General features: G+C 57.1%; 24 protein-coding genes, 1 tRNA gene and 1 riboswitch. Of the genes, 8 read left to right on the forward strand and 17 right to left on the reverse strand.

The window, feature by feature from the left end:
* Positions 1 to 100 precede the first annotated feature (100 nt).
* Positions 101 to 709, reverse strand: a complete 609-nt coding sequence (locus M3668_RS03425; protein WP_251379394.1) for a sarcosine oxidase subunit gamma family protein — start codon at positions 707 to 709, stop codon at positions 101 to 103.
* Positions 710 to 773: 64 nt separating this feature from the next.
* Complete coding sequence (gene pcrA / locus M3668_RS03430) at positions 774 to 3,461, reverse strand: DNA helicase PcrA (RefSeq protein ID WP_502948948.1); 2,688 nt, start codon at positions 3,459 to 3,461, stop codon at positions 774 to 776.
* 107 nt (positions 3,462 to 3,568) lie between these two features.
* Here pcrA and M3668_RS03435 point away from each other — a divergent pair, with 107 nt between their 5' ends.
* On the forward strand, positions 3,569 to 4,246 hold the full coding sequence (locus M3668_RS03435; RefSeq protein WP_251379395.1) for a hypothetical protein: 678 nt from the start codon (positions 3,569 to 3,571) through the stop codon (positions 4,244 to 4,246).
* Positions 4,247 to 4,326: 80 nt separating this feature from the next.
* On the opposite strand, the gene M3668_RS03440 is transcribed toward M3668_RS03435, so the two are convergent.
* Positions 4,327 to 4,399 (reverse strand) — tRNA-Arg (locus M3668_RS03440).
* A gap of 64 nt (positions 4,400 to 4,463) precedes the next feature.
* Between M3668_RS03440 and M3668_RS03445 the strand changes: the two genes are divergently transcribed.
* Positions 4,464 to 5,441, forward strand: coding sequence for a DUF4031 domain-containing protein (locus M3668_RS03445; RefSeq protein ID WP_251379396.1), 978 nt, complete (start codon positions 4,464 to 4,466; stop codon positions 5,439 to 5,441).
* Here M3668_RS03445 and M3668_RS03450 read toward each other — a convergent pair.
* From M3668_RS03450 to M3668_RS03460, 3 genes are all read right to left on the reverse strand, one after another.
* A complete protein-coding gene (locus M3668_RS03450; RefSeq protein WP_237202791.1) occupies positions 5,368 to 5,607 on the reverse strand; it encodes a hypothetical protein in 240 nt (79 codons plus the stop codon). The two genes, M3668_RS03445 and M3668_RS03450, sit on opposite strands and share 74 nt — an antisense overlap.
* A gap of 255 nt (positions 5,608 to 5,862) precedes the next feature.
* Positions 5,863 to 6,495, reverse strand: a complete 633-nt coding sequence (locus tag M3668_RS03455) for a C40 family peptidase (protein WP_251379397.1) — start codon at positions 6,493 to 6,495, stop codon at positions 5,863 to 5,865.
* Position 6,496: 1 nt separating this feature from the next.
* A riboswitch (cyclic di-AMP (ydaO/yuaA leader) is annotated at positions 6,497 to 6,660 on the reverse strand.
* Between the two features lie 410 nt (positions 6,661 to 7,070).
* Entirely contained in the window at positions 7,071 to 7,763 is a 693-nt protein-coding gene (locus tag M3668_RS03460) for a metal-dependent transcriptional regulator (protein WP_251379398.1), read from the reverse strand.
* Between the two features lie 324 nt (positions 7,764 to 8,087).
* Between M3668_RS03460 and serC the strand changes: the two genes are divergently transcribed.
* A complete protein-coding gene (gene serC / locus M3668_RS03465) occupies positions 8,088 to 9,209 on the forward strand; it encodes a phosphoserine transaminase (protein ID WP_251379399.1) in 1,122 nt (373 codons plus the stop codon).
* Between the two features lie 90 nt (positions 9,210 to 9,299).
* Here serC and M3668_RS03470 read toward each other — a convergent pair whose 3' ends face one another.
* Positions 9,300 to 10,673, reverse strand: coding sequence for an MFS transporter (locus M3668_RS03470; protein WP_251379400.1), 1,374 nt, complete (start codon positions 10,671 to 10,673; stop codon positions 9,300 to 9,302).
* A gap of 107 nt (positions 10,674 to 10,780) precedes the next feature.
* Entirely contained in the window at positions 10,781 to 11,311 is a 531-nt protein-coding gene (locus M3668_RS03475; protein ID WP_251379401.1) for a DUF3027 domain-containing protein, read from the reverse strand.
* A 108-nt stretch (positions 11,312 to 11,419) separates the two neighbouring features.
* On the opposite strand from M3668_RS03475, the gene M3668_RS03480 reads away from it, so the two are divergent.
* The 4 genes from M3668_RS03480 (at position 11,420) to M3668_RS03495 (ending at position 14,488) form a co-directional block, all read left to right on the forward strand.
* Positions 11,420 to 11,656: a hypothetical protein gene (locus M3668_RS03480; protein WP_251379402.1), complete on the forward strand. Its 237-nt coding sequence runs from the start codon at positions 11,420 to 11,422 to the stop codon at positions 11,654 to 11,656.
* 99 nt (positions 11,657 to 11,755) lie between these two features.
* Positions 11,756 to 12,463, forward strand: coding sequence for a response regulator transcription factor (locus tag M3668_RS03485; protein WP_237202798.1), 708 nt, complete (start codon positions 11,756 to 11,758; stop codon positions 12,461 to 12,463).
* 18 nt (positions 12,464 to 12,481) lie between these two features.
* A complete protein-coding gene (locus M3668_RS03490; RefSeq protein WP_502948949.1) occupies positions 12,482 to 13,972 on the forward strand; it encodes a sensor histidine kinase in 1,491 nt (496 codons plus the stop codon).
* A gap of 225 nt (positions 13,973 to 14,197) precedes the next feature.
* Positions 14,198 to 14,488: a WXG100 family type VII secretion target gene (locus tag M3668_RS03495; protein ID WP_251379403.1), complete on the forward strand. Its 291-nt coding sequence runs from the start codon at positions 14,198 to 14,200 to the stop codon at positions 14,486 to 14,488.
* Here the strand turns inward: M3668_RS03495 and M3668_RS03500 are convergent.
* From M3668_RS03500 to M3668_RS03530, 7 genes are all read right to left on the reverse strand, one after another.
* A complete protein-coding gene (locus M3668_RS03500) occupies positions 14,472 to 15,404 on the reverse strand; it encodes an RNase H family protein (protein WP_251379404.1) in 933 nt (310 codons plus the stop codon). The two genes, M3668_RS03495 and M3668_RS03500, sit on opposite strands and share 17 nt — an antisense overlap.
* Positions 15,394 to 16,521 (reverse strand): isochorismate synthase, encoded by a 1,128-nt coding sequence (locus M3668_RS03505; protein WP_251379405.1) that lies wholly within the window; start codon positions 16,519 to 16,521, stop codon positions 15,394 to 15,396. Before M3668_RS03505 ends, M3668_RS03500 begins: the two co-directional genes overlap by 11 nt.
* Positions 16,522 to 16,686: 165 nt before the next feature.
* Positions 16,687 to 17,820, reverse strand: a complete 1,134-nt coding sequence (rlmC, locus tag M3668_RS03510) for a 23S rRNA (uracil(747)-C(5))-methyltransferase RlmC (RefSeq protein WP_251379406.1) — start codon at positions 17,818 to 17,820, stop codon at positions 16,687 to 16,689.
* 103 nt (positions 17,821 to 17,923) lie between these two features.
* Positions 17,924 to 18,076, reverse strand: a complete 153-nt coding sequence (locus tag M3668_RS03515; RefSeq protein WP_251379407.1) for a hypothetical protein — start codon at positions 18,074 to 18,076, stop codon at positions 17,924 to 17,926.
* A 211-nt stretch (positions 18,077 to 18,287) separates the two neighbouring features.
* A complete protein-coding gene (groL, locus tag M3668_RS03520) occupies positions 18,288 to 19,913 on the reverse strand; it encodes a chaperonin GroEL (RefSeq protein ID WP_251379408.1) in 1,626 nt (541 codons plus the stop codon).
* A gap of 269 nt (positions 19,914 to 20,182) precedes the next feature.
* Positions 20,183 to 21,097, reverse strand: a complete 915-nt coding sequence (locus tag M3668_RS03525) for a LytR C-terminal domain-containing protein (RefSeq protein WP_251379409.1) — start codon at positions 21,095 to 21,097, stop codon at positions 20,183 to 20,185.
* A gap of 55 nt (positions 21,098 to 21,152) precedes the next feature.
* Positions 21,153 to 21,446 (reverse strand): DUF3263 domain-containing protein, encoded by a 294-nt coding sequence (locus tag M3668_RS03530; RefSeq protein ID WP_251379410.1) that lies wholly within the window; start codon positions 21,444 to 21,446, stop codon positions 21,153 to 21,155.
* 84 nt (positions 21,447 to 21,530) lie between these two features.
* Between M3668_RS03530 and M3668_RS03535 the strand changes: the two genes are divergently transcribed.
* Positions 21,531 to 22,256, forward strand: coding sequence for a uracil-DNA glycosylase (locus M3668_RS03535; RefSeq protein ID WP_251379411.1), 726 nt, complete (start codon positions 21,531 to 21,533; stop codon positions 22,254 to 22,256).
* Here M3668_RS03535 and M3668_RS03540 read toward each other — a convergent pair.
* On the reverse strand, positions 22,165 to 23,799 hold the full coding sequence (locus tag M3668_RS03540; RefSeq protein WP_251379412.1) for a threonine/serine exporter family protein: 1,635 nt from the start codon (positions 23,797 to 23,799) through the stop codon (positions 22,165 to 22,167). The genes M3668_RS03535 and M3668_RS03540 overlap by 92 nt on opposite strands.
* A 29-nt stretch (positions 23,800 to 23,828) precedes the next feature.
* Positions 23,829 to 25,934: a threonine/serine exporter family protein gene (locus M3668_RS03545; protein ID WP_251379413.1), complete on the reverse strand. Its 2,106-nt coding sequence runs from the start codon at positions 25,932 to 25,934 to the stop codon at positions 23,829 to 23,831.
* Positions 25,935 to 25,969: the final 35 nt, after the last annotated feature.

Genomic DNA, 25,969 nt, shown 5'->3' on the forward strand with positions numbered 1-25,969 from the left:
CACACTACGGCTTCTCAACAGTCACTTTAGCGCATCCTGTAAAGCGGTGCGAACTAGATATCAACTTATGACGCCTCATCCCGCCACGAAGGCAGGAGACTTACTTTACCGACTCACAGGCGTCAATGAGGGTAACAAGGAAGGGGGCAGTATCAGAGACGCGAGGCACCAGCAGGTATTCTAACTCGTCAATTCTCCACAGCATCACCCAGGCCTCAGCTACTGAACAGCTTAGAGCACGACCGGGAACAAAGTTGTCCGGCGGGAAGTCAAAGTGCACTACCTCGTCAATCACGTCGGCTGCTGCAACGCCGCTGAGGTTAATGACGGTTCTGTTAACTGAAACATCTAAGATCAGCCCCTCGTCCCTGCCGAGAGCAGCATTCAGAGCCCTCCCCAGTTTGACCGGGTCCACGCGGGTGACGACCAGGAAAACGCCCTCTTTGACGTACATGCAGGCGACCACCTGGCGGGTGCCGTACAGCAGTTGCAGTGCCTGAGAGTCACCAGTAACCTGCCCTCGTTGGCGGGGTAGCTTAACCCCCAAGACTGCTTGGATGCGCTGGGCAGCGTCCGAATCAGGGCTGATTTCGATGCGGAAGAGCGAGAGATCCGAGATTTCCTGGAGCTGCACGCGGGTGTCGGTAACCCCATCCATAGCTTCTACAAATTCATCGGCAATTGAGGGGACTGTACTGTCATGGTCCATTCGCGGTATTCCTTTGTAGATGCAAGAACTACTGAGAGCTCATTGTGAGCAAGACAGTTTTATCTTAGTCTGAAATTTTTGTCAGGGGTGCATAGCGCAGGAGAAGTCGTTTTTCTTCCTGAGCGAAGCGCACCTTCGCCACCGTCTTATCGCCAGCCCCTTCCACGGCTAGAACCCTGCCTTCACCGAACGTTTTGTGCTCAACCCGGTCTCCTACCGAAAGGGCAGGGATTTCCTTGTTCTGTTGCACGCGGGAGACATTTTTAGTTGCCGCAGCGTAGCCGTAGCTAGCTGACCCATTAATCTCAGCAACAGACGGGGACGAGGCGGGGCGGCTTTGGTAGCCCGGTGCATCAAAGCGGGAGGTGTAGGTAGACCCCCCGTAAGAGCCGTAGCCGCCGTAGCTACCCACCCCCCCGGTAAAGCTATTACCCTTACGTTTCCAATCGATGAGTTCTTCGGGGATTTCTTCTAAGAAGGGGGAGGGCGGGTTGTACTGCCCCTTGCCCCACATGGAGCGGTTCTCGGCGCGGGTCAGGTAGAGCCGTTCCATAGCGCGAGTGAGCCCAACGTAGGCAAGGCGGCGTTCCTCGCTCATCTCGCCCTCATCGATGAGAGCACGCTGGTGCGGGAAGAGGCCGTGTTCCATACCGGTCAAGAAAACCACCGGGAATTCCAACCCCTTGGCGGTGTGCAGAGTCATGAGGGTCACCACTCCCTGCGAGCGCGCTTCAGCCACTTCAGCAGCGATTTGAGCTGCGGACGGGCCGCCCTCCTGATCATGCTTGGGTTTGTTGGGGATCTGGTCGGCATCAGCCACCAGAGCAACGTGTTCTAGGAACTCTTCTAAGGTGGCACCGGGGTGGTCGATTTCGAACTCACGTACGGCATCTACCAGCTCTGAGAGGTTCTCTACACGCGATTCGTCCTGGATGTCCTTTGATTCGCGCAGGGCTGCCAGGTAGCCGGTCTGTTCCAGGACTGCCTCAAGGCAGGTGGCTGCCGGTTCGGTGGCTGCAATTTGGGCGAGGTCATCAATGAGACGGGCGAACTCTGCCATCTTTTTGACGGCCGCGGCCCCCAAGCCAGGAGCATCGGCAGCGCGGCGCAGGGCTGCCATGAAGGAGATACGTTCAATGCGCGCAAAATCAGCGACTACGCTCTCAGACTTAGCGCCAATACCGCGCTTGGGTTCGTTGAGAATACGGCGGACGTTGATGTCATCATCCGGGTTGACCAGCACACGCAGGTAAGCCAGGGCGTCCTTGATTTCCTTGCGTTCATAGAAGCGGGTGCCGCCGACCACGCGGTAGGGCAAGCCCACGCGCATGAGCATTTCTTCCAGGGTGCGCGACTGGGCGTTGGTGCGGTAGAAGACGGCGACGTCGCCGGGCGCGATGTCATGGTCATCGCGCAGGCGGTCAATTTCTTGAGCAATGTAGCGAGCTTCGGCATGTTCAGACTCAGCCACGTAACCGGTAATTTTGGCGCCGTCACCGCTCGCTGTCCACAGCTTCTTAGGGCGGCGCCCCCTGTTGCGTTCAATTACGGCGTTAGCTGCTGAGAGGATGTTCTGGGTGGAACGGTAGTTTTGCTCCAGTAGGATAGTGCGGGCAGCCGGGTAGTCCTCTTCGAAGTCGGTGATATTGCGAATATCAGCGCCGCGGAAAGCATAGATGGACTGGTCGGAGTCGCCCACCACGGTCAGTTCAGCCGGTGGGTAGGCGTCCGGGTAGGGGCCCTGCTCTGCCTGTGGGGCAGAGGACCCACCTACCAGGGCACGCACCAGAGCGTACTGGGCGTGGTTGGTGTCCTGGTATTCGTCGACCAGGATGTGGCGGAAACGGCGGCGATAGTAGTCAGCCACCTGGGGGTGCTGGCGCAACAGGTTGACGGTTTCAAAGATGAGATCATCGAAGTCTAGGGAGTTGGCTGCCCGCAGACGCTCGGTGTAGGCCGTGTAGATTGTGGAGATAGTGCCTTCCCAGGGGTCGGTGGCACTGGTTTCTGCTACGAAGGTTTTGGCATCTACCAGTTCATTTTTGAGGTTGGAGATACGGTTGCCCACCGCCTTAGCGGTGAATTTCTTGGTGTCAAGGTTCATCTGCTTGATGATGAGGGTCAGCAGACGCTGAGAATCAGCAGAGTCGTAAATTGAGAAGGTCGATTTAAGTCCCAGCACTTTAGCTTCGCGGCGAAGCACGCGCACACAGAAGCTGTGGAAGGTTGAAATCCACATGCTTTGAGCTCGTGGCCCCACCAGGGCGGTGATGCGTTCGCGCATCTCAGCAGCCGCCTTATTGGTGAAGGTGATAGCAAGAATCTGACCCTGGAGGGCTCGGCCTGTTGCGAGCAGGTAGGCAATACGGTGAGTGAGCACCCGGGTTTTACCCGAGCCAGCGCCGGCGACAATCAGCAGGGGGCTCCCGGCATGCGCTACAGCTTCTGCCTGGTTCTCATTGAGCCCCTGAACCAGGGCAGACGGGTCAGTACGATCGGGTTCAGGCTGGGCATAGTCAGGCATAAAGCCACCCATCTGATAGGAGGGCGGCAAAAAGTCTAATTCGGCAGGGTCAACAGGCACCTGCCCGTTCAGCGCTGATTCCTGGTTCGGCTCGTAAGCCGGTTCCTCATGAGCCGGGTGGTCTGGGAAGTCATCAAAGAAAGGGTCAAAAGGAGGTTCCTGTTGCCCGGCGTCCTGCCCTGAACCTGTTTTCTTAGGTAGCTTAGGCATAAAATCATCGTTAAACATGGTGCCTCCTCGAATAAACCGTCAACCACTCATTTTATGCGAACAAACTTTCTAAGGTTAGCTCATTCTGCTCAGAGGTAAGGGCGGCATGCACCATAATGGAGTCTATGGGTCTCTCAAAAGGTCAGAAGAAACGCCTCTACGGCGAGCAAGCAGCAGCACAGATAGCCCCCGCACCCCACCAGGAAGCTCAGGCGCAGCCGGGTCTGCGCGTCATCAGCGATTATTCACGCGGTGAACTTGTTGCGACTCCAGAGGCCGGTAGCTCCTACATCTTTTTGGGGGTCGCTTTTGTAATTACCCTGCTCTTTGGTCTCTACTATCATCTGATGTTATTGCCAGGGGTGAGCAACGTGGCAGGCGCCACCGCCCCTGAACTTATGACGTGGTTTAGCACTGATCATCTTCAGCGCGTTGCCACCGGCCTGGGAGCTGATGGCCTGCGAGAGTACCAGGTTCTACACCGTTCCACCGGCCTCATCTTTCCTCTGATTTTTGCGTTTACCTGGTGGAATATGGTGCGGGCATCACAGTTTGAACTGCTGGTAGGCAGGCTCATGCTCACCCTTCCAGTGGCTTACGCTGTAGTCTTCATTGCCGGTGGTTTCGCTATAGACACGGCCCTAGCTGACCCCTTAGGCGGCACAGCAGGGCTTGCCGCCGTGTTGGTGGCGGCGCGCTGGGTGCTATTGGTTCTATGCTTAGCCCAGCTAGCTATCATGGCGGTGCGGCTGGTGCGCAGCAAGGTGGACGCTTTCTCCCGCGGGGAACTACCCGGTCAGTAACCACCCATAGTCCACTTGAAATATGGAGATTACAAAAAGACCCGGTAGTCGTGCTAGCGACCACCGGGCCTTCTCTTATGTGCCCCCGATACGATTCGAACGTACGACACCCGCTTTAGGAGAGCGGTGCTCTATCCCCTGAGCTACGAGGGCAAGTATTTGAAGGTTAGCTCTAGAACTTTTAGTGCCAGAACCTCCCCAAGTTTACACTAAAACCATGGCCCTTCTCATTGACCCTGCCCGCTGGCCAGCCCACGGCACTGTTTTCTCCCACCTTATTTCTGATAGTAGTCTGCAGGAACTCCATTCCTTTGCCCGCGCTCAGGGAATCAGCGAACGCACCTTCGACCGGGACCACTACGATGTGCCAGCCCACCTTTGCCCGCAACTCATCGACGCTGGTGCGCAACCGGTCAGCGGCAGCGAGCTAACTCGTAGATTGCACGCCAGTGGCCTGAGAGTGCCACTCAAGGAACGCCCCGAAAAAATTAGAAAGGGGCTACTGGTTCGCTGGGGAACACTTGCACCGGGTGCTGAACAGCTGGGCGAAGACATACTAGACCGTTGGCAAGAGCCCCACCGGGCCTACCATAACAGCGCTCACCTGTTAGAAATGCTGGGTCATGCAACTTACCTGGCAGGCAACGATAAGCTACCCCGCGCCGCCCTTCTGGCGATATGGCTGCACGATGTGATCTATGAAGGGAAACCGGGGGCAGACGAAGAGGCATCGGCGACCTACGCACGCCACCAACTAGCCCGCCACCGCGTAGCAGGCGAAGGAGAGATAGAAGCAGTAGCCTGCCTCATTGAAGCAACTGCGGCGCACCAGCCCCCGCAGGCTCAGGAGGTCTTGCAGAGGGCAGGTATCAGTCAGGAGCACTGGAAGATTTTCTTTGATGCAGACCTTGCGATTCTGGCAGCAAAGACCGCTCGTTACCGGCGTTACACTACAGGCGTGCGGCAGGAATATTCACGCGTGAGTGATGATGACTTCAGGCAGGGCCGCGCACAGGTCTTGCAAGAGCTACTAGAACGTCCCAGCATTTTTACAACCCGGCTAGGACGTAGTTCCTGGGAGGCGAGAGCACGGGAGAATATAGCGGCAGAGCTGAAAGAGCTTACTTACTCTGGACGCCCTTGCGAGCTTTCCGGCGAGAGTAAAGCACCCGAGAGACAACAAGACCCAGAATGATGCCGATACCGCCAGTGATAGAAACCCACATAGCCGCGTGACCCACAAAAAGCGCCACCAGTAGCCCGGCAATAATGCCGGGAACCGCCCCGGCAACCATGCCAACCGCCATGTAGGTGAACTCTTGATCTGATGAGCTGGTGGGTGATTCAAACTGTGGTGCCATGCCCTCTATCCTACCGGCGTCCGCGTAGCGCCATAAACTACTTCACCGCTGAGCTAAACATCGCCCACGGTTCCTTAGAGGGTATAAAAATGCGCCCCAGCTGGTCGTCTGGTGCGCATCTGCAAACGAAAGTTTGCGGTGCCTCTACCTTGTGTGTGGTGAGGAAGTCTGCGGGTTAGTTCTTGAGCGTTGCGAGCCGACCAGGCAACACCCGTGGAGTACTAGCGAGCTAGCACAACCCTAAACAGGTAAGGTCTAGAGACCTGCAACGGTGTAGTAACCGTCAACGGGCATCATGCCGCCACCATCGACTGAGGTCAGCTGGGTGCCTTGTGAGGGGTTCAGCGCGCTGATCATCTGGCCGTTACCAACGTAGATGCCTACGTGGTTGTAACCGTTGGTGAAGACGATGTCACCGGGCTGGGGGTTTGAGGTGGGGACCAGTTCGGTTGCCATGGTGAAGGTGTAGGGGGTCAGTGAGATACCGGCCTGAGCGAAGACGTAGGAAACGAAGCCTGAGCAGTCCCAAGCCTTGTAGCCCTTGCCGCCCCAAACGTAAGCGCCGCCGATGCCGTCCTGAGCTGCTGCGAGAACGGTTGCACGAGCGCTAGAGAGGTCAGCGGGGAGCTCTGCGGAGTCGGTTGACTGGGTGCTGACGGTTGAAGTGGTTTCAACAACGGCTGAGCTCTGGGTGTAGTCCCATGAGGTGGTTGCTGAGTAGTCCCATGAGGTGGTGGTTGCTGAGTAGTCAGTCAGTGAAGGAGCTGAGTAGGAGGGAGCTGAAACTTCAGCTGCAGCAAAAGCGTTAGCAGGAGCAACGGAAGCTGCCAGAAGGGCACCTGAGGCTGCTACGATACCTGCGTTACGTACGATGTTTGACTTAGTCATGATGTTCTTTCTCCATTGCCTCACGAGGTAAGCTGTCGGGTTCGAGCATGAAGGTCGCTCGGTCACTTCTTATAGGTGACTTAACCCCAAGGACTCTCTCTTTGAGTGAGCCCGGTAAGGTGGGTCCCCCGCTCCTGCCATATGATTTATTTGCATTTCCTCCGACGCGGTGGCAGGACTAGGCGGATGCTGCGTCGATGGGTGCCGTACGACCAGTAGTTGGCACGGAATAGAACATTACACACCGCAACTCCAATTGTCACGTTTTGGTCACGAAAAATGGGTGGGCGTGGCTTTTAAGTAAGCAGGGTTATCTTTTGGGAGATGCCAAGCAGGCTCCCAGCAAACATTGCGAGAGTTTAAAAAAATGCCTCTGACAAGAGGGTTTATTGGTTTGCTGCACCACTTAAAAGGGCACCTTCCCTGACCTTACGCGCTATCACCCAGCTTAACGCACGTGCTGAGAAGCCTGTCACTTGACCCCCTTGCGGCACAGCGCGAGGTGTACTGATAACGAAGAGGTAACAAAGAAGGGCACCGGCGATGACCGGTGCCCTTGCAGTGTGATCAGTTTGTTATCGCTTCACGACAATCGACTCAGCCACCTCGGCGTTGAGAGTAAGTGCCTGTTCCTCCCCGTCAGCGTGTACCACCACTGAGCCGTCGCGGTTGCCCAGAATTGACACGGTTGCCCCGTAGATGATGCCAGCGTCCCCCAGCATCTTCAATAGGTCGATATCGGTCTGTAAGAACTCGGGCAGTCGAGAGATGGTGAATCTGTCGTCCTCACTAGAGTCCTTGCCCGCGATGGACATGGTTACGGTGCGTCCATCATTCTGGTCGCTTTCAGCTCCCAACTGCTCCAGACCGGGAATGGCATTGCCATACGGGGAGAACTTGGGGTTGTTGAGCAGTTCTAACAAGCGGCGCTCGACCCGCTCGCTCATCACGTGCTCCCAGCGGCAAGCTTCTTCATGGATGTATTCGAGATCAAGACCGATGATGTCGGAGAGCAGGCGCTCAGCCAGGCGGTGCTTGCGCATCACCTCAACCGCCTTCTGGCGCCCGTCGTAGGTGAGGCGGAGGGAGCGGTCTACTTCAACGGTGAGCAAGCCGTGGCGCTCCATGCGGGCCACAGTCTGCGAAACGGTGGGACCAGAATGATCCAGACGCTCGGCGATACGAGCTCGCATAGGAGTGATACCCTCTTCTTCGAGCTCAAGTACGGTACGAAGGTACATTTCAGTAGTATCAATCAAGTCTGTCATTGACTTCTCGCGTCTCTTCTCTGCTGGGGGCCTAGCTACGACCGTTAGGTACTTTCTTTAATTCTGCTCTCATTCTATTCTTTTTCCGCTTAAAAAGGCGTTCAGCTCTTTAGGAGCTGAAATTTTGCTTCCGTCAGCTTTTTGGCCCGCCAACGAAACTGTCTCACTATGTAACCTGCTTAGTGTCATGTATCGGCAACCGAGCCTCAGTAGCACCCCTAGAGCCGGTCTACCTGCCACAATAGACACTGTGGGCGCTAGCGGCATTCCCTCATCCCTTACACGCCCGCCGCTTGCTGAGCCTGCCTGATACTAGGAGTTATTGTGACCGATTTCCTCACCATCCCCACCGACCTTCTGCCCGCTGACGGCAGGTTTGGCGCTGGGCCCTCCAAGGTGCGCCCGCAGCAGGTGCAGGCAGTCATGGACGCTGCCACCCACCTTATGGGCACTTCTCACCGTCAGGCGCCGGTCAAGAACCTGGTGGGTGAGATTCGTGAGGGGCTAGCTCAGTTCTACAGCGCCCCCGAGGGTTACGAGGTCATTCTCGGCAACGGCGGAGCAACCTCCTTCTGGGACGCCGCTACCTTCGGGTTAGTAGAGAAAAAGGCACAGCACCTCACCTTCGGTGAATTCGGCTCCAAGTTCGCTTCAGCCACCAAGGCTGCTCCCTTCCTCGAGACATCGACTGTCATCTCCTCTGAACCCGGCACCCGCCCGGTAGCGTCCGCCGAGGACGGCGTAGATGTCTACGCCTGGCCTCACAATGAAACCTCCACCGGTGTCTTTGCCCCCGTTACGCGCCCTACTGGCATTGCCGATGATGCCCTGGTGCTGATTGACGCCACTAGTGCCGCCGGCGGCCTAGAGGTGAATGTTACCGAATCTGATGTCTACTACTTCTCACCGCAGAAGAATTTTGCCTCGGATGGCGGGCTCTGGCTGGGCCTCTGGTCGCCGGCCGCTATCGAACGTGCCCAGCGCATCGCAGCTTCGGACCGCTGGGTGCCTGACTCCCTCAACCTGGTCACAGCGATTGATAATTCCCGCCTCAACCAGACCTACAACACCCCGGCTTTAGCCACTATGATTATGCTCAACGAGCAAATCAAATGGATGAACGAGCAGGGCGGCCTTGACTTTGCCGCTGCCCGTACCGCTGACTCAGCAGGCCGTATCTACAGCTGGGCTGAGGCCTCCGACTACGCCACCCCCTTTGTGGCTAACGCCGATGAGCGCTCCAATGTTATTGCTACTATCGACTTTGCTGACTCAGTGGACGCCGCAGCCGTCGCCAAGGCACTGCGCGCCAACGGCATAGTGGACACCGAGCCCTACCGCAAGCTGGGCCGTAACCAGCTGCGAATCGCCACCTTCACCGCCATTGACCCCGAAGATGTCACCGCTCTGCTGGGCTGCATCGACTACATCGTTGAAAATATGTAACACTCAACAGCCAACATCTAGAAAGGGCGCCTCACCGAACTTTTAAGTTCGGTGAGGCGCCCTTTCTAGATGTATAGATTGGAGAGGGCCCTAGCGAGGCTGCTGGATCTCGATAGCAGCGGTAACCGGCGGAGCTTCATCCACAGCCTCTAGCTCTTCGGGCTCAGGCTGGCGAGGGCGGAGCACCAGCCGGGTGCGTGAATCGCGGTCATAGGCAACGTGCAGGTGCTTGTACTTCATAATCCAAATGAGCCCCAGCAGTGTGGCAGCAAAACCTGCAGCAGAGGCCACACCCAACCCCCAACGGGCGCCGAAGACATCGTTGACCATGCCCACCAGAGGCGAGCCAATAGGCGTACCACCGATGAAAACGGCCATATAAATGCTCATAACACGGCCTCGCATCTCGGGCTCTGTCGTGACCTGCACATAGGCATTAGCCGAGGTGATAATGGTCAGCGCCATGAGCCCCAGAGGAACCAGAGCAAGTGCAAAGAACCAGATATTGGGTGCTAGGGCGGCGAGCGCAGTGGTGATGCCGAAACCGAAGCAGGAGGCGAACATGAAGCGCATGCGCGGGACGTCCCGCCGGGCTGCCAGCAGGGTACCTGCGACTGAGCCGATCGCGACCACTGAGTTCAGGACGCCGAATTCCCCGGCTCCCTGCCCAAATTCGGTGGTGGCCATAGCAGCAATATTGAGCGCGGTGTTCAGCCCGAAGGTGCCGATAAGGAAGGCAGAGACCATCACGATCATGATATCTGGCCGCTGTTTGAGGTAACTCAGCCCATCGCGCATACGGCTATTGGCTTTGGACGAGCGGGGCAGCTGGCGTAGCTCCTTCTCGCGAATAGTGCAGATAGCTGCAATCATAGCGACAAAGGTGAGAGTGTTGAGTAGGAAGACCGGGCCGGTGCCCACCAGAACCACCAGTAGGCCAGCCACTGCTGGGCCTATCATGCGGGCGGTGTTAAAGGACATAGAGTTCAGCGCCACCGCGTTGGGCAGATCGCGATCAGAGACTAGCTCAGAAACAAAAGTGGAGCGTACCGGCGAATCAAGGGCACCCACCACACCCAGAGCCAAGGCAAAGAGGTAAACGTGCCAGATTTCTACGTACCCAGAAAGCACCAGGGCACCGAGCCCCACAGCCAGCAGGGCCATGATGCTCTGCGTCCAGAGAAGAATTTTGCGCCGGTCCCCTCGGTCGGCCAGCACACCTGCGTAAGGGGCAAGAAAGAGGGGCGGGGCGAACTGCAGAGCAATGACGATACCCATTTGGGTGGAATCGTGATCAGAAAGATCATTGAAAACCAACCAGTCCTGGGCGGTGCGCTGCATCCAGGTGCCAATATTTGAAACCAGAGCACCGATAAACCAGATGCGATAATTTAGGATCCACAGTGACCGAAAGGTCCTGGGTTTACCGGTGACGGCGCGCGGGCCGCCGCGTTCTACTCTCACGTAACGTGTTCTCTTTCAGGTTGCGTAGCTCATTCAGCTCTAGTTCATCTTCTATCCATCCTAGAACGATGTGCAGTACTGCACCAGAGGCCACCCTGCCTTAAGCGTCAAGCTTCCTGAGTTTGTTCATGCTCTCCACCCTCAAACTCATCGGCGCCCTCGCCGTCACCATCGTAATCCTCAGAGCTCTTGTGATCTTCAGGCAAAACGCGATCCGCCCAGGGCACCCACGCAGGAGCTAGCAGAGCGTCGTCACCGGGCAGCAAGCCAATTTCGCATACCGTAGCCACCTTAGAACGGGGCGCGCGAGAGAGAGTAGCAAACCAGAACCAGCCGCGATAACCGGGCAGGGTGCACTCAAACAGGTGGGTGGTTAGGCGCTCTTCTTCACCGCGTAGGTGATGCACCGGCCCCATTGCGCTCTCAGGTGCGATATCCGCAAGAGCTGCCAGCGCCACGTCCTTGGCTTCAGCCAAGATGGTATCGACTTTGGCGGTACGACGGCGGCGCGTGCGCTCACCGAGTCGAGGCTCGCTACGCTGCTCCACCGAGGTGGCGGGTGCCGTGGTATCTAAAACCTCGGTCACTGGCGCGGTGGCACCGGGGGCGGAGAGTTCTTCTTTTACCTGTTCAGTCATACCCCTATTAAACAGGCTTTGGCCGCCGATTACCTACCCGGCAGGAGAGCTAGCACAGATTTTTGCTCCCACACCTGCGCCCTTGCCCTGTTTTGATACCTTAGAGCTATGTCATCTGAAATTTCCGAGCTACCCTACAGCTCCCTTATTCGTACCCTGAGCATCGTAGCCGGGGTGTTCACCGTGGTAGGTACCATCAGCGGTGTCACCATGCTCCTTATGAAATGGGACCACAACAGCGCCCCGCAGATTCTCAGTGTGCTACCCATGCTCCTACTCCCCGCCGCTTTTATTTGCCTCGTGGCGGTCCTCTTCCTCGCCGTTTTACGCCGCCGGGCCTCTTAGCTATGAGAAATATGGGCTCAACTCACTCCCGCAGCTCACATCAGGGATGCACCAGATAGCGCCCAGCTAACACCCAGAGAAGAGGGGCACAATGGAAGGGTGAACACTAAAGAACCTGAAGCTAAACTCCTTGTTGTTGACGATGAGCCCAATATCCTTGAGCTCCTCGCTACCTCCCTGCGCTTTGCAGGCTTCGAGGTTGTCACCGCAACGAACGGCCGCGAAGCCCTCGATAAAGCCGAGACTGAAGCCCCCGACCTAGCCGTACTCGACGTCATGTTGCCCGATATGGACGGCTTCACCGTCACCCGTAAGTTGCGCAGCTCAGGGCGGCTCTTCCCGGTTCTTTTCCTGACGGCTAAAGACGACACCGAGGACAAAGTCACCGGTCTTACCGTAGGTGGTGACGACTACGTCACCAAACCCTTTAGCCTTGATGAAGTGGTGGCTCGTATCCGCGCCGTGTTGCGCCGCACGCAGCCCCATGTTGAAGAAGATTCCCGTTTGCGCGTGGATGACCTGGTGCTCGATGACGATGCCCACGAAGTTTTCCGCGGTGACCGCGAGATCGACCTCTCCCCCACCGAGTTCAAGCTGCTGCGCTACCTGATGCTTAACCCCAACAGGGTCCTTTCTAAAGCTCAGATTCTTGATCACGTATGGGAATATGACTTCAATGGTGACGCTTCGATTGTGGAGTCCTACATCTCCTACCTCCGCCGCAAGATTGATAACGATCATGACCTGCCCCCACTGATTCATACCAAGCGCGGCGTAGGCTACCTTTTGCGCACCAGCAAAAACTAAACGAAGGGTGATAGCGGGTTGAAGTCTCGTCTCTCACTGTCCCAGCTGGGTTCGCTGTCCTTGCGCACCCAGTTGGTTCTTTTAACATCCATGCTGATTGCTTTAGCTATTTCGGTCATGTCTCTGGTGGCAATCTCATCCATCCGCGCCCAGATGTTGGATCAGCTGGATGATGAAATTACCGCTAGCTACAGCTATCTAGTGACCGCCGTGTACTCGGACCAGCAGATTTCACGCACCCAGGGCACTTTCATTCCCTACGAGGCCTATCTGCTTGATAAGCAGGGTAACACCATACGTCCGGTGGCGACGCTCTCCGACGGTTCATCCTCGCCGGTGATTTCAGGGCTCACCGCAGATGTTGTGCAACGCTACAACCAGACCGCCATGACGGTTCGCTCGTCCAACGGTCCCAGCGAATGGCGTCTCATTGCCTTTCCGGTAGAGGCGACCGACCAAACTCTGGTGATTGCTGCCCCGCTCACCCAAATCAATGAAACAGTAGCCATTGTAGGGCTACTGACAGTTTTCTTTGGTGGAGCCCTGCTGCTGGCGTCCATAGCGCTCACCTGGGTGATTGTTACCCGAGCCTTTGAGCCCCTAGCCCGGGTGGAACAAACCGCCGCTCAAATTGCCGCCGGCGACCTCTCACAGCGTATCGAGAACTACAGCCCCTATAACGAGCTGGGGCATCTCACCACTTCACTAAACACCATGCTTTCTCACATTGAAGAGGCCTTTGATGCGCAGAAGCGGTCCGAGGTCAAGATGCGACGTTTTGTGGGCGATGCTTCCCATGAGCTTCGCACCCCACTGGTCTCTATTCGCGGCTATTCAGAGCTCTACCGCATGGGGGGTTTACCCAATGCTGAGGCTATCGGTATGGCGATGAGCCGTATCGAATCTGAGTCCAAACGCATGGGGCAGCTGGTTGAGGATCTGCTCACCCTGGCACGGTTGGACGAGCGGAGGGTCGGTGAAAATGCTCGTATTGATCTGCTGAGCCTAGCCCAGGACGCCGCCAATGATGCCTTCGCCACCGCACCTGACCGCGATATCGATGTCATCGGTCTTGAGGGTGCTGAGGCTGTTTCTGCCCCTGTATGGGGCGATGAGCAGCGCCTGCGCCAGGTCCTGGCTAACCTCATGACCAATGCCCTGCGCTATACCCCTGAGGGAACTCCCATAGAACTTGCTGTGGGTACAGAAACCGCTCCGGATGGGACGCCGCTATCTATTATTGAAGTGCGTGACCACGGGCCCGGAATTAAGGGTGAGGACGCCCAGCGGGTGTTCGAGCGGTTCTACCGGGCCGATACCTCCCGCACCAGGGAGACCGGTGGCACCGGTTTGGGGCTCGCTATTGTTGCTGCCATCGTGGGGCAGCATGACGGCACGGTAGAGGTTCAGCGGACCGAAGGTGGCGGAGCTACTTTCGTCATTCAGTTACCCGTCTATAGAGACCAGGGGCAGAGCAGGCCTACAACAGCAGGGATGCCCACGGTTTAATCGGGAACCAGCCCTGTGGATAGGGGCATGAGGCATCTTCATATTGCTCACCTGTTCACCAAAATTCCCTTTAAACCATCATCGCCCCCGTATTCACACTAGTCCGGGGGCGTTGCTGTATCCACAGCCTGCCAGCGCCACGCACTGTAGATCCCTGCCGCCCTAAGGTTGGAAGCACAGAGCAAGCAGCTCTGATGAGTTACTACTATTCTTAGGGAGATTCCCATGGCACAGTTCAACGTCGATGCAGATCTCATCTCAACCAAATCAGCTCAGGCGCGCGCACAGGTGGACACCATTATTTCTGAGGTCAACGGCCTGACCGCCTCCTTGCAAGATTTGCAAGGCTCTTGGACCGGTTCAGCCTCCGCCAACTTTCAGGGTGTGCTGACCAACTGGCGCCATACCCAGCGACAGGTAGAAGATTCTATCGCCCAAATTAACGAAGCCCTTGCACGCGCCGGGGTTAACTACTCAGAAACAGAAATGGCTAATGCCTCTATGTTTGTGGGCTAGTAGCTGGTGAGGCGGCGGTTTCCTGTCGATAGCGCAGCTTCCAGTGGCCAGCTTTGTTCGCATACCAGACACTGGAACGCAGCACCGCACCGCGGGCAGTTTCAACCCGACTGACCAGCAGTACCGCCCCCTCACCCAGCAGCGTAGCTTCAACAGGTGTTCCCTGCCCTGTCAAGGCAAAGGCACGTTCGCGGTGCTCTAGGACAGTTGTTCGGTCTAGAACACGACCGGCAGGGGTCACCCAGGTAAGGTCTTCACTCAGCAAACCGCTGAGTAAACTGCGCGAACCGTACGTTGAGGGCGATGTTAGCTGATGTTCGAGTTGCCGGACCGCAGCCAGTTGCAGGTCGGCGTCCAGCTCTACGCCATCTGTTACAGGTTTTTCTAGCTTTGCTGTTGCTGCGCTTTCGCCGATAGAAGCATGTGGGGCGGTCAGGTTCTTAGTCTTGCCAAATCCAGGACCAGTCTTGGGGGCTTGCCCCTTTGAAAAAGCCTGAGCTGCTGCGTTAGCCAGGGAGTCGGCAGCCTCGTTGAGGGGATGCCCGGAATGTCCCTTGACCCACTCAAAGGTATACGTGCGCCCTTCTAGGGCAGCGTCCAGCTCTTTCATGAGATCGACGTTAAGCACCGGCTTACCGTCAGACTTCTTCCAGCCCTTCTTCTTCCAGCCGGGCATCCACTTGGTCAGGGAGTTGATGACGTACTGACTATCGCACAGTACTTTGAGAGGGCGCTCGGGTACATGAGCTGTTGCTTCAAAGAGGTCCAGCACCGCTTTGAGCTCACCCATATTGTTGGTACCGTGCTCCCAGCCACCGGCTGCCCACGTGTCAGCATCGATATACCAAGCCCAGCCTGCTGGGCCTGGGTTACCCAGCGCTGACCCATCGGCTGCGGCTACTATTTCATGCGTCATTGAGGGCACCTCCCCCTGCTAGCAGGGATGTTTTTTCAGCCCAGCTGGCGGTGTCCCAGCCCAGAGCTCGGGCAAAGGTATCGAATTTGCTGGCAGTTTCTGCATGTTCGTTCACCGGGGCAGAGTCCTTAACGATGCCTGCACCGGCGAATAAGGTAGCGCGGCGAGCGCTCACCCGGGCACACCTTAATACCAGATGCCATTCCCCGTTGCCCTCAGCGTCCATATAGCCAACTAGCCCGCCAAAGAAACCGCGTTCGAAAGGTTCTAGTTCTTCGATGACACGGCGCGCTAGCTCTGTGGGGGTACCGCAAATTGCCGGTGTGGGGTGGATAGCGCGAGCGCCGTCCAGCGAACTTAGCCCGGGTTTGAGGGTTCCGGCGATATCGGTGCCTAGGTGCCACAGCTGAGGGGTCATTTTAAGGCTGGGAGTGGCGGGGATTTTCATATCCAAAGTCAGCGGAGAAAGGCGCTGTTTGATGTCTTGGACCACGGTGGCGTGTTCTGCGCGATCCTTGGCGGATCGCAGGAGAGCCTCACCGATCTGGGCGTCCTCGGTACTGCCAATAGGTGCGGTGCGGGTGGCTGATCCGGCCAGTGGGCCGGTGCTGAAGCCGTCTGCACCCGATTTGAAGACGAGCTCGGGTGAAGCTCCCATCAGGTATTCCCCGTTGGGGAGTTTCACGCTAAAGACGGTGGCGCGCTGTTGCTGGGCGCGCAGGGTTTCTAGCAAGGCAGGTAGGTTCAGGTCGTTGTCGTAGTCAGCGGTGAGTAGGCGAGCCAGCACTACCTTGTCATACTCCCCGCGGTTCATTGATTCAACGGCCTGGGCAACCGCTTGCCGGTAGCCTGGGTTATCCAGCCCGCTGAGCCGCACCGGTTCAGGCTGCTGACGGATTGCGAGGTTTGGAGTCTCTGTCGGCACCAGGGAGTCGGGGACGGCGAGGTAGGCGGGTTCTTCTGGGGAGAAGGGTATCAGGCCCACTACGCATGAGTTCTTCTGTGCTGCCGTCTCTAGCGCTGAACTTTCGCTGACCGGGGTCATTGCTCCTGATGCACTCAGCGCACTGTGGCCGCGCGCCAGGATGAAGGGCGCGAGCAAGGCGGGTGCGGTCATAGTCTGTTCTTTCGCTAGGGTCGGGAGCAACACCTATTTACGGTACTCCAAAACTGGGGAAGGGCAAACTGGGGATAAAAGACTAAATAAAAACAGCCTAGCCACTCTGGAAATTCCTACCGGAATACTCTCTACTATTTTCCGTGAGAGAGTGTCATCCCCCAATTAGCTTCGCTGAAGCAACACGATGGTCTCATAGTGGGTGGTATGCGGGAACATATCCACCAGACGCGCTTTCACAGGCTTAAGCGAGGGCATAGATTCCAGGTCTTTGGCCAACGATTTAGCATTACAACTGGAGTATATAAACGTCTCAATACCTGATTCTTCAATCCAGGTAGCTAGCTCATGCCCAATGCCGCGGCGCGGTGGATTAACCACTACCATTTCGGGCACAGTGCCCTGCTGCAGGGCGAACTCGGTGGCGTCCCCAGCAAAAAATTCCAGATTGGCCAGCCCGTACTCTGCAACGGTGCGGCGGGCAGACTCAATCGCCTCGCCACTCAACTCAATACCCGTAACTTCTGACGATGCAGGCAGCACCTGCGCTGCGTGCAGGGCGAAACCCCCCACCCCGCAGTAGAGATCCCAGAGGCTAGCCGGGGACGCCTGGCGCACCCACTCCTGCCCCTGCCGGTAGAGCCCAGCGGCTATCTCGGTGTTAGTTTGAAAGAAGCTTTGGGGCCGCAGGTGCAAGGTGAGGTCATTAACCTGCATGGGCAAGGTAGTACGTTCAGAGAGAATAATTTCTTCGGGGCCCTCCACCAGAGCAACATGCTCGCGGAGAAGGTTGACACTTACCACAGCAAGGTTGGGTAAACGCTCGTACAACCAGTGCAGGCGTGATCGGATGGGCACAATCAACTTCTTAGAGCGCAGCACAAACCTAATCATCAGCTCACCGTTAGCTGATACTGTCACCAAAATATTCTTGAGCTCCCCCTTGCGCTTGGGCACGTCGTAGGGGGTGAGAGACGCCGCGCGAATGAGCTCATCCAGAACCGGTAAGGCGGCTGTGATGGCATGATCATAAAGGTTACAGCGTCGCAAATCAACGCCACGGCCCGCCCGGTCAATGATGCCTAGGGTAGGCTGATCAGCGCTACCTCCCACCACGATTTTTGCTTTGTTGCGGAAACTCTCTTCGCTGCTAGCCAGCGGCTGGAGCCACTGCACTTCACCAAAAGGTGCGAGCAGACTGCGCGCTTCTTCCTGTTTCTGAGCAAGCTGCACAGCGTAAGGGGTTTCAAGGAGGGTGCAGGAGCGGCAGATGCCGGCGTCAAAGTAATCGCAATTCATAGCCCCACCAGTCTACCTGTCGCTAAACCAACGGGTAGAAAAAAGGTTGGCACCCCACGCTTGGGGCGCCAACCTTAGAAAAACATAATCGCCAAAAAGTCTTTTAGCTACCCGAGCCAAAAGCGATATCTCGCTGAAGAGCCTCAGCGCTCTTCTTCTCAAGCTTTGACCAGCCATCCGCTGCGTGGCACACGAGCAACATAGCCAGCATAGCAACGATAACGGTATACAGAACTAGGTCTACGATAGTGAACATATGCCTCACAGCTTTCAGTTGTCGCCATTGATACTGAGCACCTAAAAAAATCTTTTAAGTGATTTAAAGCATACCCCTATACTCGTTCGGTGTGCAAGGGTTTATGGCGATGTAGTGCCAGCAAGCTACATACGTCAAAAACCCCGCCCCGGCGCCGAGAAGGCGCCGGGGCGGGGTTAGAGCCTAGGGCTGAAAAACCGGTGAACCGGTCTTACATCATGCCGCCCATGCCACCCATGTCAGGGGCGGGAGCTGCACCAGCAGGCTCAGGCTTATTAGCAACAACGGCTTCGGTGGTCAAGAAGAGACCAGCGATGGACGCTGCGTTCTGCAGGGCTGACCGGGTGACCTTGACAGGGTCGTTGATGCCAGCTGCCATGAGGTCTTCGTACTGGCCGGTTGCAGCGTTCAGACCGGTACCTGCGGGCAGGTTACGGACCTTATCAACAACGACGCCGGGCTCCATGCCAGCGTTGAAAGCAATCTGCTTCAGCGGCGCGTCGATAGCTACGCGGACGATGTTTGCACCGGTTGCTTCGTCGCCCGTCAGTTCCAGCTTCTCGAAAGCCTTGGCGCCAGCCTGGATGAGGGCAACGCCGCCACCGGCAACAATGCCTTCTTCAACTGCTGCCTTAGCGTTACGCACAGCGTCCTCAATGCGGTGCTTGCGCTCCTTGAGTTCAACCTCGGTTGCTGCACCTGCCTTGAGCACTGCAACGCCACCAGCCAGCTTAGCCAGGCGCTCCTGCAGCTTCTCGCGGTCGTAGTCTGAATCTGAGTTAGCGATTTCGCCACGGATCTGGGCTACGCGGCCTTCGATGGCCTCAGCGTCGCCGGCACCCTCGATGATGGTGGTTTCGTCCTTGGTGACAACGACCTTGCGGGCGGTGCCCAGCAGGTCGATGGTTGCCTGATCCAGGGAGAGACCGACCTCTTCGGTGATAACCTGGCCACCAGTCAGGATAGCGATATCAGCCAGCTGTGCCTTACGGCGGTCACCGAAGCCAGGCGCCTTAACAGCAACGGACTTGATGGAGCCGCGCATCTTGTTGAGCACCAGCAGGGCCAGAGCTTCGCCCTCGACGTCCTCAGCAACAATCAGCAGGGGCTTGCCAGCTTGCATGACCTTCTCGAGAACGGGAACGAGGTCCTTGACGTTTGAAATCTTAGAGCTGACAATCAGGATGTAAGGGTCCTCTAGGACAGCTTCCTGGCGGTCAGCGTCAGTGACGAAGTAACCGGAGAGGAAGCCCTTGTCAAAGCGCATACCTTCGGTCAGTTCGAGGGAGAGACCAAAGGTGTTGGACTCTTCAACGGTGATAACACCTTCCTTGCCGACCTTCTCCATCGCCTGCGCAATGAGCTTGCCGATTTCGGGGTCACCGGCTGAGATAGACGCAGTTGCAGCGATCTCTTCTTCGGTTTCAACTTCCTTAGCTGACTCCAGCAACTCGGCAGTAACAGCTTCTACAGCCTTTTCGATACCGCGTTTGAGGGAGAGGGGGTCAGCGCCAGCTGCAACGTTGCGCAGACCTTCGCGCACGAGAGCCTGGGCCAGAACGGTTGCGGTGGTGGTGCCATCGCCTGCGATGTCGTCGGTCTTCTTTGCGACCTCCTTGACCAGCTCAGCACCAATCTTCTCGTAGGGGTCCTCGAGTTCGATTTCCTTGGCGATGGATACACCGTCGTTGGTGATCGTGGGGGCACCCCATGCCTTTTCAAGCACGACATTGCGGCCGCGGGGGCCGAGAGTTACCTTCACTGCGTCTGCCAGGGTGTTCAGACCCTTTTCAAGACCGCGGCGTGCTTCTTCATCAAAAGCAATCAGCTTTGCCATGTAGCTTCGCTCCTCCTGGAACATTAGTTTGAGCGCGTACTCTTTGGTGCCCGCGACGGACGGTGCGGCACGGTCTGGACCGGCCGGTGCACCTCACCGAAGGTACGCTTCAGAGTTTTACCCGAAGAACAGCTGACTGTATCTAGATCTAGCACATGATTTAGCAGTCAGAGCCATCGAGTGCTAAATACAATCTTGGCACTAGTGCGAAAGGTGTGCAAACCCTTGTTGCGAGTGGCCCCTATTTAATCGCCGACAGCGCACAAACTTTAGCGGAGGACGTAGGTGCCGCTAGCCGCGTCGAAAATGTAGGTTCCTGCGGGGTCTAGAACGAAGGTTCCCGTATCGGGCTGGTAAGAGTAGGTGACCACCGGTGCATTGTTAGGGGTATCCCCCTGCTGGGGGTTGTATTCCTGGTAGGTGCCGGTCGTTGGGTCATAGCTGTAACGGGTTAAGCCGCTAGCGGTCGATTCAGTCGCTTCTACGAAAGTACCTGTGGCCGGGTCGAGGACATAGAGGCCCTGCGCACCTGTCTGGCTGGAAGCAGCCGGCGTGCTCTCGGGGGCTTGGCTAGCTTCACCCCCGCCCTGCTCTTCTGCAGGTTCGGTGGAATCGGCAGTCTCAGCGGGCTCGGCAGCATCTTCAAAAGATGCAGCGTCAAAATCAGCGCCCAGCACCACATAGACCAGACCGCTCTCGGCCTCGTAGTCCTGCGCGATGAAAGGTAGTGAGAGGGTGTCTGCTATGTCGTTGGCTTCACTGGACGTGCCCGTAGCAAAATTGACCGTCGACTCGGTGGTGTACGTGCCAGCCCAGTTGCCGGTGGTACGCACGGTATATCCCTTGCTCTCGATGAGACGTGCAGCTACGGCAGCGGACCCGGCGGGGGCACTTGAATTATAGATTTCAACGGTGGTGCCCTCGATGTTAAGAGCAGCCGGCGCCTCTTCGCTGGGTGAGGCACTGGAAGAGGCGCTGGCTTCCGCTGCAGCCTCCGGGGAATCGGTGCGGGGAGAGATGACGTACATGAACCCACCTACGAGGAGCGCCAAAACACCGCTGAGTACCATAAGCACTAGCCCTCGAGCTGAGGTGGTGTTGGCTTTGGGACGCGCCCGGTAGGCACCTCGGCGTGCTGTTGCTTCATCAATGTCATCGAATTCATCGCGAGGGTAGGGGGACACGGCATCTCTTTCGGGGCAGCAGCGGTTAGGCCTGATATTTCTAGGGTACAGCAGGTCAGCTCAGGGCATCTCGGTGGCGGCGCAGACGGTTCATTAACAGGGGTTCTGCAGCCACCACTCTGGGGTTATCAAGCATGGAGTTGAGTTGCTGGTAGTAGGCCACAGGACTAAGGCCCAGCTGTTTTTCGATGGCCTGTTCCTTGCTGCCCTGGTAACGGAAACGCCGTTTCTCCAGATCTATCACAGCTCGTTCTAGCGGTGTGAGCGAGTCAGCGGCTACTTTCTGGCCGGCAGCACACTCTTCAAGGGGTTCATCGTGACCGGCGGAGGTATTCTGTGCAGCAGCCAAGCGGCGTCCTTCTCTCGGGACTGATAGGTAACTGTACTAATCTTAAGGCACGTAAACCTGCGCCACTGGACTAAGGGGACTTCTATGCCTGCCAAACCACTGACAGAAATCATGGCCGCTGATTGGGCCGAGGCGCTAGCCCCGGTGGAGAGCAACGTCAGGGCTATGGGTAACTTTCTGCGCGAAGAGCACGCAGCGGGCAGAAAGACTCTGCCAGCCGGTGACGATATTTTTAGGGCTTTTACCTACCCCCTAGCTGACGTAAAGGTCCTTATCATTGGGCAGGACCCCTACCCCACCCCCGGTCACGCTATGGGCCTGAGCTTTTCGGTACACCCAGATGTGCGCCCCATCCCCCGTTCCCTGCAGAACATTTACAAGGAGCTAAGCAGCGACCTAGGCGTAACGCCGCCTGCGCATGGGGACCTTTCAGCCTGGAGCGCCCAGGGAGTCATGTTACTCAACCGAGTGCTCTCTGTGGAAGCGGGAAATGCTGGCTCCCATCGCAATCTGGGGTGGGAAACCATCACCACACGCGCCATTGAAGTGCTTGCCCAGCGGGGCACTCCCCTGGTTGGTTTGCTTTGGGGCGCTGACGCCCGCCGGTGCGCCCCCCTATTGGGCGGCTACCCCTGCGTTGAGTCCCCGCACCCATCCCCTCTATCCGCATCCAGAGGGTTCTTTGGCTCCAAGCCTTTTAGCAAGGTCAACAATCTTCTCATTGCCCAGGGCGCTGCACCTGTGGACTGGGCTCTGCCTGACGTGCCTGCTCAGGACTCTCCTTCGATGCAGAGCCCCCGAAACGGCTGACGAGATAGTCCACCAGATAGGTGCCGAACACAATTCCTGTGGCCAGCATCAGCACCGTGGTGCTGGCGTTAGCTAGACCGTGAAGGCCAGCGGTGATGTCTTCACCCTCCAGGAGCGCGTAAGCGGAACGGAAAATGGTAAGGCCTGGCAACATGAACATCATGCCGGGAATATAGTATATAGCCGCTGGGGTATGTAACCGGTGCCCTAGAAAAGCGCCTGCAGCACCCACCGTAAGAGCTCCTAACAGTACATTAACGCGCCCTGCCTCCGCACCGGTAGTAAAAACCAGGCCATAGTAGGCGCCCTGCCCCGCCAACGAGACCAGAGCGCTCAGCATTAGGTTGGCGCCCCTGCCCTGCCAAGCAGCTGCTACCATCACCGAACCGACCACCATGCCAACCACATTCAGCCAGAGCGGCGGCGGGTTGAAGACCGTTCGGTCAACATCAAGGGAAGCATAGTCAAACAGATTAATCAGGGTCAGTGCAGTACTAATGCCAGCAATAATCCCGGTGAAGTTAGCACCCGTGACCACGAACTTACCGGCAGCCGTCAAAGGAAAGCCGTGCAGGGCGTCCTGCATGGCCGATACCAGGCGGAAGGTGGGCAACAGCATCATGAGCCCGGCAGCCACAATGTGGGGCGGTGACACAACAAACCCCTGCTGGAAGAACCAGGAATCCGTGCTGCCCACCCACAGAGCAAAAAAGGTCACCACCCCTGATCCCAGGGCCATGGTGAAAAAGCTGGGTAGACCAAACTTTCCCGCCCAGACCATAGAGAAATTTACCGCAATAAAAACGAAAAAAGAGACAAGAGCAGCCCGCCATGAGCCACCCACACCCAGGGTGAATGCAACGGCCATCAGGAGGTTCCACACCAGTAGCACAGCGGGCGAATAAGGTTTTTTTACCGTGCTAATCTCAGCGAGCTGGCGTTCAGCGCGGGTGCGGGTTATTTGAGCATCAGTGATACGGTGAATCAGCCGATAGGTGGCTTCCAGGGCAGCATAGTTTTCGGCGCTAGAACGAATGACGCGCACTAGGTTATGGCTGAACTTCTCGGCACCCGACCCGGCGGGAGCCAAGTAGTCGCCGCGGCTAGCAGCCTCATCAAACTCAGAAACATAGTTGATTCTGATGGACTGATAAGAGATATCAACTTCTACATCGTGGATGCCGTAGGTGCCGCAGACCGCTACCACCGCGGCGTCCACATCGGCTGAATCTGCTCCGAAACGGAACATGGTTTCTGCCAGACGCAGGGAAAAGTTGAGCACACTGCGGGTTTCTTCTTGAAGCTGCACTCGTTGCCGCTGACGGTTGAAGGCGGCTTGAGCGAACTGCCGCTGCGCAACGCGCGCAACGCCGCGCATAGGCACGGTCATAGCCTGCTGGGAGCTCACCAGGATTTTGAGGCCAGCGCGTGCCTTGCTGGCGGGAGTGGAGCGTGTTGGGAGTACCGGACCGCTCGGCGCGGAGGTGGAAGGGTAGGACGCCTGTGGCAACTCGGAGCGCGGAGCCTGGGAATTCTCAGTCACGGCCTGTGGTGCACTCTCTCGCAGACCAACTAGCGATCACGTGTCTCGTTGGCGTCAAGGGCGGCGTCAGAAAGACGCTGCTGAATGAAGTATTGCATCAGGTAGCTACCCAAAACCACGCCCGATGCCATGGACAAGATGATTGCGATAGCTGCCACCATGCCAGGCAACCCGGTATCGGAGTTAGCCTCAACGGTGAAGAGATAGAGCCCACGGAAGACCGAAAGACCGGGCAAAAGGAAAGTAAGAGCAGGCACATAGAATATAGCTGCCGGGGCATGTAAGCGATAGGCTAGATAGGTGCTCAGCAAACCAATCACCAAGGCGGCAATAGCGGTATTAGCCCGCCCTGTTCCGGCACCAAAAGTATAACTATAGCCCTGATAGACCCAGAACCCGGCAGTAGCTATAGCCAAAACCCACAACAGGTTATCCCACCGAGCATGAGTGGTCACGGCAAAAGCCAGGGAAGCCACCATAAAGAAGGCATAACTAATCACGACCGGCGCCGGTTCAAACCGAGTTTGGGAAATATCCAGCTCCTCAACACCCAAAGCAGAGAGCACCGCCACCGCCGAAGCAAGCCCCACCACAATACCCAGAAAACTCATACCGGTAGACACGAATTTGCCGGCAGCTGTGAGAGGAAAGCCGTTCAGTGCGTCCTGCACCGTAGAGACCAAACGTGCCGTGGGCAGCAACATGATGAGCCCTGCCGCCACAATGTGGGGGGCATTAAGGTGAAAACCCAGATGAGAGAAAACCGAAGTGTCATCAGAAATATAGATGGACGCAAAAGTCACCGTACCAGCGCCCACCGCCATGTTGAAGAAGCTGGGCATCTTGAGCTTAGAGATGAGGCGGCTCACCAGGTGAATCACCAAAAAGACCAGCCCCCCTACAGCCCCCGCTTCCCAGGAACCACCTAGAGCGAGGACGAGGCTGAAAGCTGCCGCCATATTTGCCAGCATAATAACCAGTGGCGAATAGGGTTTTTTGGCTGTATTGATCGAGTGCAGGCGGCGTTCAGCCTTGTGACGGGGCAGACCGCCAGCAGTAATATCGTGAATCAGCTTGTAAATATCGTCAAGGGAGGCGTAGTTCTCTGACCAGGAGCGAACCACGCGCATCACGGTGTGGCTGAAGCGCTCCTTGCTCGGAGAGGAGCGCTCTTTGGCAAGATCATTCAGGTTCAGAGCTCGCGTCTGATCATCAATTTCATCAATGTCTGAGACGTAATTGATGATTACCGACTGGTTGGTGATATCGATTTCAACATCATCTAGCCCGTAGGCGGCACAGACAGCAACAATGGCCGAATCAACGTCTATGGTGTCAGCGCCGTAGTGGAACATGGTTTCCGCCAGCCGCAGCGAAAAGTTCAGCACCTCACGGGCTTCTTCTTTTTCGCGGACAAACTCAGCCCGACGAGAAGCAGCGGTAGCCAGAGCGAAGGGACGTTGCGCAAGACGAGCCACCCCACGCATGGGCTTAGTGAGCGACTGATCGGTGCTGACAAAAGATCTCAGCGTAGAACGCATCCGGCTAGGACGCTTAGGCGTGGTGCCGGTAAGGGGAAGCTGACCGGTGCCGGTGCCCGCAACCGATGGGTAGCTCGCCTGCTGTAACCCGGTGGTAAAAGCCTGTGCCTCTGTATCAGAAGAATTAGGTTGAGCAGCCGGTTTTTGAGCGGGGATGAGAGTCGTAGCCGGGCCAAAGGCCGAATCATGGGCCTGGTGCTCGGCTGGAGTGGCTACTTCGAAAGCTGAGGGGGCCTTCTTCACCACCTCAGCGGCAGGTGCTTCTGACTGCTGGGCTACTGCCTGGGACGGGGAAAAAGGGCTCCCGCTAGGATTCGTTGCCTCAGTGGTCGGTGGAACCAGGTGGGTGAGTGCATCGCGCAGTTTAGGATCACGCACCTGAGAAAGGGAAACCACGGGGATTCCCCCGCCCCAGTTGCCAACGCCTGCCACCTGGGGGCTAGTATCAGCGGGCTTCTCTTGCTGCGGGACGCGAGGTAGCAGCCCGGTAGCACCAAAAGCACTCTCCTCGGGAGCAGCCGGCTCAGCTTTAACATCAAAGGCAGAGGTAGAAGGGTAGGCCTTTTGCTGCAAAACAGTGTTAGTGGGGTTCACCGTGAGGTTACTCCTTCCTTCTCTGCGCTGATTCG

Origin of the sequence: Rothia sp. P100, from assembly GCF_023712425.1 — a bacterium.
In the GTDB taxonomy this organism is placed as follows: domain Bacteria; phylum Actinomycetota; class Actinomycetes; order Actinomycetales; family Micrococcaceae; genus Rothia; species Rothia endophytica.

Coding starts and splice junctions, on each gene's coding strand:
- pcrA (WP_502948948.1), bottom strand. CDS start 3,461: ATGTTTAACGATGATTTTATGCCTAAGCTACCTAAGAAAACAGGTTCA.
- rlmC (WP_251379406.1), bottom strand. CDS start 17,820: ATGAATTGCGATTACTTTGACGCCGGCATCTGCCGCTCCTGCACCCTC.
- M3668_RS03460 (WP_251379398.1), bottom strand. CDS start 7,763: ATGACAGACTTGATTGATACTACTGAAATGTACCTTCGTACCGTACTT.
- M3668_RS03500 (WP_251379404.1), bottom strand. CDS start 15,404: ATGACGCATGAAATAGTAGCCGCAGCCGATGGGTCAGCGCTGGGTAAC.
- M3668_RS03425 (WP_251379394.1), bottom strand. CDS start 709: ATGGACCATGACAGTACAGTCCCCTCAATTGCCGATGAATTTGTAGAA.
- M3668_RS03455 (WP_251379397.1), bottom strand. CDS start 6,495: ATGACTAAGTCAAACATCGTACGTAACGCAGGTATCGTAGCAGCCTCA.
- M3668_RS03445 (WP_251379396.1), top strand. CDS start 4,464: ATGGCCCTTCTCATTGACCCTGCCCGCTGGCCAGCCCACGGCACTGTT.
- M3668_RS03515 (WP_251379407.1), bottom strand. CDS start 18,076: ATGTTCACTATCGTAGACCTAGTTCTGTATACCGTTATCGTTGCTATG.
- M3668_RS03535 (WP_251379411.1), top strand. CDS start 21,531: ATGCCTGCCAAACCACTGACAGAAATCATGGCCGCTGATTGGGCCGAG.
- M3668_RS03505 (WP_251379405.1), bottom strand. CDS start 16,521: ATGACCGCACCCGCCTTGCTCGCGCCCTTCATCCTGGCGCGCGGCCAC.
- groL (WP_251379408.1), bottom strand. CDS start 19,913: ATGGCAAAGCTGATTGCTTTTGATGAAGAAGCACGCCGCGGTCTTGAA.
- M3668_RS03450 (WP_237202791.1), bottom strand. CDS start 5,607: ATGGCACCACAGTTTGAATCACCCACCAGCTCATCAGATCAAGAGTTC.
- M3668_RS03480 (WP_251379402.1), top strand. CDS start 11,420: ATGTCATCTGAAATTTCCGAGCTACCCTACAGCTCCCTTATTCGTACC.
- M3668_RS03475 (WP_251379401.1), bottom strand. CDS start 11,311: ATGACTGAACAGGTAAAAGAAGAACTCTCCGCCCCCGGTGCCACCGCG.
- M3668_RS03495 (WP_251379403.1), top strand. CDS start 14,198: ATGGCACAGTTCAACGTCGATGCAGATCTCATCTCAACCAAATCAGCT.
- M3668_RS03435 (WP_251379395.1), top strand. CDS start 3,569: ATGGGTCTCTCAAAAGGTCAGAAGAAACGCCTCTACGGCGAGCAAGCA.